Origin of the sequence: Desulfovibrio sp. 1214_IL3152, from assembly GCF_036763055.1 — a bacterium.
GTDB lineage: Bacteria > Desulfobacterota > Desulfovibrionia > Desulfovibrionales > Desulfovibrionaceae > Desulfovibrio.
This window is the reverse complement of sequence record NZ_JBAIYW010000558.1, coordinates 1-1,826: the sequence shown is the minus strand read 5'-3', so window position 1 is coordinate 1,826 and position 1,826 is coordinate 1. Positions and strand designations below refer to the sequence as shown.

The 1,826-nt window shown below is 58.2% G+C and carries 1 protein-coding gene; it reads left to right on the top strand.

Annotated features, from left to right (window positions below):
* Positions 1–567: 567 nt before the first annotated feature.
* Positions 568–1,826 (top strand): FAD-dependent oxidoreductase (locus V6C07_RS11740; protein ID WP_333536662.1); only part of this gene is annotated, 1,259 nt, incomplete at its 3' end.

The window sequence follows — 1,826 nt, the reverse complement described above, 5'->3', positions numbered from 1 at the left end:
GGCTTCCGGCGGCCGCCGTCACGCTTGCAGGCTTGCGCAAAAGCCTGCGTCATGGCGGGCATGGGGCTTTTGCGGGAGCCGCCCGTTTTCCGGTAAAAAGCGTTGGAACAGCCTGCGCCATTCTGTCCGGCACGGCTTAGAACAATTTCACTTTGAAATTGCTCTGGCGGATGCGTGAGCAGACGCCCGCCGCAGAGGCGTAAGCGCTATTTAGAGCATTTTAACTTTGAAAAAATGTAAATGCTCTAACGCTGCACGAAAGTGCAGCGCGCCACAATGTGGCGTGGATTCAGCCGAAAATCGCATTTTTCGGCTGAATGAAAACTTTAAAATGTGAAGCATTTCAAAGTTAACCTGCTCTAGTTGCGCTGTTATGCGCTGAAGCAGGCGTCCTGGAGGCATCGAGAGTGGATATTCGCAAGGCGAAAATGCTCTAAAAGTCCGCCACGACCGCACAAAAAGCGCGTAAAAATATGGGCGGCAGCCCCTGTTTTTGTTGCGGTGCATGCTTACCATACGTTAATAATGCTCATTTGCTCATAATACTCACAAGTAAGGAGCGCAGAAATGCCCGAAAAAATTCTGGTAGTGGGCGGCGTAGCCCTTGGCCCCAAGGCCGCGGCCCGTTGCAAGCGTCTCATGCCTGATGCGGAAATCACCCTGGTGGATGAAAATATTTTCATTTCCTATGGCGGCTGCGGCATACCTTTTTATGTGTCCGGTGAAATACAGAACCTGGACGACCTGCGCGCCACCCCTTACCACACGGTGCGCGATGCCGATTTTTTCCGCGACATGAAGGGCGTTACCGTACGCACCCAGACACGCGCTACGGCCATTGACCGCGCGGCTAAAACCCTTACGGTCAAAAACGTGGTCACCGGGCAGGAAGAAAAACTGCCTTACGACAAACTGGTGCTCGCCACAGGGGCCACCCCGCGCGTGCCTCCCGTGGAAGGCAAAGACCTTGAAAATGTGCTTTCCCTTACCCGGCTTGAAGCCGCAGGGGCCATCCGCACGGCCTGCCAGGAAGGCAAGATCACCGAGGCCGTCATTGTGGGCGGCGGTTTTATCGGCCTTGAGGCCGCCGTGGCCCTGGCCGACATGTGGGGCGTCAAGTGCAGCGTGGTGGAAATGGTGGACCAGATACTGCCCGGCGTGCTTTCGCACTCCGTGGCGCGCATGGCCGCCCATGACTGCGTGACCCACAATGTGGATGTGTACACCGGGGAAAAGGTCGTGCGCCTTGAAGGCAAGGACGGCAAGGTCTGCAAGGTCGTCACCGACAAGCGTGAACTGGAAGCCCAACTGGTTATCTTTGCTGCCGGCTTTATCCCCAACGGGCAGCTTGCCAAGGATGCCGGGCTTGAAGTGGCCCCCTTCGGCGCCATCATGGTGGACCGGCACATGCGCACTTCTGATCCCGCCATCTATGCGGGCGGCGACTGCGTTTCCATCAAGAACATCATTACCGGCAAGCCGGGCTATCTGCCGCTGGGCAGCATGGCAAACCGCCAGGGGCGCGTCATCGGCACAAACCTCGCGGGCGGCGAAGCCGTGTTCCCGGGCTATGTGGGTTCCTGGGCCGTCAAACTCTTTGACCTCTCCTTCTGCGGCGTGGGCCTTACCGTGGAGCGCGCCCGCGCCGAAGGCTTCGACGCCTTCAGCGTAAGCGTGGAACAGTTTGACCACGCCCATTTTTATCCCGAAAAAGCCATGATGACCCTGGAACTTGTGGTGGACAAAGCCACAGGACGCGTGCTCGGCATGCAGGGCGCCTGCGCCGACGGCGATTCCCTCAAGGCCCGCGTGGACGCCGTGGCCGA